We start from the raw sequence: 2,975 nt of genomic DNA on the forward strand, positions 1-2,975 counted from the left end.
GCTTTCTTCTGCAAGTCCTGCGCTTCGTCACGGGAAAACCAAAACTGCTTCTTGATCGTTCTTTTCATAAATGGATTTCATCCTTTCTCTTGAAATGTGTGGTGCTTCTTGCACGGGGTATTAGGGGGTTCCCCTAACGAGCGATTTACTGTTTTTGCCGGTAGGAGTAAAAACAGTCTGCTCGTTAAGATAATACAGAGCGTTCGGGGGAACCCCGTTCTCATTGAGATCAGCGTTCTTTGTCCGCCCTGACTGGCTTAAAAGGCACAGCTACGATCTCATTGTTGACTCTCATAAAGCGTTCGGGGTATTTGAATTTCTCACGGTATTTCTCCGCAAGGTCAGGTGGGAGGGACTGGAACCTCTCTGCATCGAAAGGTGCGTAAGCAATGAAAAACTTCCCGCAGATAATGTCCAGCATCTCACGGGAAGGCTCCATCATATAGCACTTTTCAATTTTCCAAGCGTTCTCGCCAAACATATAACCGTCCAGTCTGACGCACGGGTCAGTTCCGTCAAGGCACGACCCGAAGATGGAATAGCCACCCATTCCAGCCTGAAACGCCTTGTTGTTGGAGCTGACGCCATAGGTTCTTGACCTCTCATCGTATGGCTTGTCAAAGCTATCCTGCGTGAAAACAATATAGCCGGAGAGGTGTTCTTTGCCCTCATTTTCCGCTTCACAAAAGCGGCTACGCATTTCGGCAAAGGTCATTTCAACGGCTTGTGGCTCTCCATAAACCGCACGATTCGGGGTCAGCCCGTTGACCTTGCCCTCCTCATTGCAGATGATGGCGACCTCATCTTCAAAAGGCATATATTCCTCAATATCGCCGCCGACCACCTCCTGCATCGCTTCCAAGGTGTCGTCGATCTTGATCATCTTGGGGTACTTGTTCGGCTCCACAAGCAGAACGGAAATCTTTCCGTCGCTTGCTTTCACCGGCTCCTTGCAGAGCGATTTGTCGAAAGAAATCGACTTGAACCCGATACTGTCCACGAAGTAGAAGCCGGGATTCAGGGTGTCACTCTCCCTGATTTCGACTACATCCGATACGGAAAGAGAGCGTCCCTTGTAGTCGGCAGGATGGTCAACATTGAACTTCTGATAGATGTTTTCGAGGGAGATACAGTCCATTTTGCCGTCATAAACTCTGTCGTAAGCGGCTGCGTTGACTTCCTTAGTGCCTTTGATTTTTTCGAGGGATTCCATTCCGATGAAGCACACATTGGCGGTATCCCTGTCCACATTGATCTGATAAATGCTAAACTCAGTCATCGTTCATTCGTCCTTTCTTTGGTTTTGTTGCGGTGGATACCGAGCTGGAAACAAAGAAAGTCATTGTAGTCCTTGCCGCAGGGCGGAGGGCTGTCAATGACTTCATACTTGCTCGGCAATATGGTTTTCAGCGCAAGGCTGGCTTTTCTCCCGGCATTATCGTTATCGAAGTGCAGGAAGATTTTCATTATCTGCGGCTTCTCATCGAGGTACTTCACAAGAGCCGCAGGAGTAGTGCTGTCCTCGATTCTCTCCTTGGGCAGATACACACCGGCGAGGGAAACAAGGTTGTCTGTACGCCACTCTCTGCCCGCCATCTTTTCAAGTGTCGCATAGGAAAGCAGGTCAATGGCACACTCAAAGAGATGCACCGTACTGCTGTCGCTGTCTGCGATCCGAAAAGAATAGTGCTTGTCACTGCCGGAGCAGTCACCCAAAACACGGCGGTCATTGGTCGCTCGGTAGGACGCATAGCGAGGGATATTCTTCTCATCAAAGCCCACGCACACAAGGTTGTGATACGGCAGGCTCTCGAAAATCAGCCCCTTGTCAATGCAGTATTGGATGATGGCATAGTCGATGCCTCTGCCGAAAAGATACTCTGTAATTCTTTCTGTGGAAGCACTTTTATCCGGCAGAAGCAAGATCTTCGGCTCTGTTTTCTGCTTGGGCTTGACCGTCACCGTCGGCATCACCGCCGCCTTTCCCATCAGTGTTTCGACCGCTTCTACAAAAGAACAGCCCTTGACTTTCACAAGATAGTCAAGGGCATTGTAGCCGCCGATGCGCTGTGACCACCACATCCACTTGCCGTTTGAAATCTTCAAGCTGTCGTGGGTGCGGGTGGTATAATTGTTGCCGGAAATGCGGACAAGCTCCTGTGGCTCACAGCTTTGCAGATAGGTCAACAGGTCGATTTGCCGTGCCTGTTCCACCACCTCCGGTGGGATATACGGCATAAAATCACCTGCTTTCCCGTTGCTGTTTCTTCTCCTGCCGTTGCAGGCTCTTATCCGCTTCCGTTTCGATGGAGTCCCGGATGGTATCCATATGCTCGGTTTCTCTGTCCCGGAACTCCTTATACACATCACTCAGAGGACAAGGGGAACGAAGCAAAGCCCTTGCCTTTTCCGGCTCAAGCTCCAGCTCCTCCATACACATTACGATGTCCTCCCGCATCGTGTATTCGTAGGTGTGGTTGAGGATTTCGGACGGCTCCTGATGCAGTAGCCAGTCCCGGTATTTGTCCTGCTCGGCTTTCATTTTCTCATAAAGGCGAGCATTGTAATCTTTTACGCTCATAGCGAACACCTCCTTCAAAATAGAAATAGCCGCCTGATTTCTTTTGAAAACCAAGCGGCTATGTATGTGGCTTATTCTATTGTTAAAACAAAGCGGCGGGATCAATTCATATCGTTATTATCCTTAATGCCTTCGTTCATTTTCTTAATCTTCCTTTTCCACACAAAATACTGAGCTACCCAAGCAGCGAGAAAGATCGCTACGAATATACCTACATAAGACAGAATTCCACCGGTCGAATGGGGCATCCAGTTGGCAAAATAAGAGATGGGGAACATAATCACGCAAGCAATTGCAAAATAAAACCCGCTTTGCTTTGCAAGACTCCACGAATCAATTTCCCAAATAACCGAAGCCATTGCAAAGCCTGTGCCCATTATTCCGCTCAGACCGG

Annotated in this window: 3 protein-coding genes and 1 pseudogene; all 4 read right to left on the reverse strand. The window is 49.0% G+C overall.

The genetic code is table 11. The features are described 5' to 3' along the window. Positions 1 to 229 precede the first annotated feature (229 nt). Positions 230 to 1,279 carry a DUF3846 domain-containing protein gene (locus tag ACLU24_RS14575; protein WP_148341802.1) on the reverse strand — a complete coding sequence of 350 codons (1,050 nt, stop codon included), beginning with the start codon at positions 1,277 to 1,279 and terminating at the stop codon, positions 230 to 232. Then, positions 1,276 to 2,238 carry a toprim domain-containing protein gene (locus ACLU24_RS14580; protein ID WP_148341803.1) on the reverse strand — a complete coding sequence of 321 codons (963 nt, stop codon included), beginning with the start codon at positions 2,236 to 2,238 and terminating at the stop codon, positions 1,276 to 1,278. The genes ACLU24_RS14575 and ACLU24_RS14580 overlap by 4 nt, the downstream gene beginning before the upstream one ends. A 28-nt stretch (positions 2,239 to 2,266) precedes the next feature. Continuing rightward, a pseudogene (locus tag ACLU24_RS14585) lies at positions 2,267 to 2,581 on the reverse strand (DUF3848 domain-containing protein); the annotation flags it as partial. A gap of 101 nt (positions 2,582 to 2,682) precedes the next feature. Continuing rightward, positions 2,683 to 2,975, reverse strand: a 293-nt coding sequence (locus ACLU24_RS14590) for a DUF3021 domain-containing protein (protein ID WP_412613358.1), incomplete at its 5' end; no start/stop codon positions are given.

Source organism: Pseudoruminococcus sp. (assembly GCF_047012705.1).
GTDB lineage: Bacteria > Bacillota > Clostridia > Oscillospirales > Acutalibacteraceae > Pseudoruminococcus.

Bases quoted from the DNA above. Each gene is read 5' to 3' on its own strand.
- ACLU24_RS14580 (WP_148341803.1), bottom strand. From the start codon at position 2,238: ATGCCGTATATCCCACCGGAGGTGGTGGAACAGGCACGGCAAATCGAC.
- ACLU24_RS14575 (WP_148341802.1), bottom strand. From the start codon at position 1,279: ATGACTGAGTTTAGCATTTATCAGATCAATGTGGACAGGGATACCGCC.